Genomic DNA, 525 nt, shown 5'->3' on the forward strand with positions numbered 1-525 from the left:
CGGTCACGATATGGCGCTTGCGCCCATGGAGGCGCTTGCCGGCGTCGAATCCGCGTGGACCGCCGGCCTCCGTCGTCGAGGCGGTCTGGCTATCGATCACGGCCGCAGTCGGTTTGGGCTTTCGTCCCAGTTGCCGGCGCGCCTTCGGAACTAGAGATTCGACAATCTCCTGCCATCTGCCTGTGTCGCGCCAAGCGTAAAAATAGCCCTGCACTGTCGAGTATGGCGGGAACCCCTTCGGCAAGGCTCGCCATTGGCAGCCACTCCACAGGACATAGAAGATCGCCTGGACGATCTCGCGCAAATCGACCTCCCGCGGCCGACCCAATCGCCGTCGCGGCGGCATCTTCCGGGCGATCAGCGCCCATTCGGCATCGGTCAGATCGCTTGCGTAACGCAGTCCATCGCGCTGATACTGGATGCGAGCGGTTTTGGTCCACGGCATGGTGTCCTCCCTCGAATCTTTGCAAATCCGAAGGAATCACAAGCCGGCCAAAACCGCTCACCCTTTTTCGGTCAGGCTCT

At 61.9% G+C, this 525-nt stretch carries 1 protein-coding gene; it reads right to left on the bottom strand.

The window, feature by feature from the left end; translation table 11 throughout:
* Positions 1-445 (bottom strand): IS5 family transposase (locus tag IVA98_RS08900; protein ID WP_247354672.1); only part of this gene is annotated, 445 nt, incomplete at its 3' end.
* Positions 446-525: the final 80 nt, after the last annotated feature.

It is taken from the genome of Bradyrhizobium sp. 160 (genome assembly GCF_023073735.1).
In the GTDB taxonomy this organism is placed as follows: domain Bacteria; phylum Pseudomonadota; class Alphaproteobacteria; order Rhizobiales; family Xanthobacteraceae; genus Bradyrhizobium.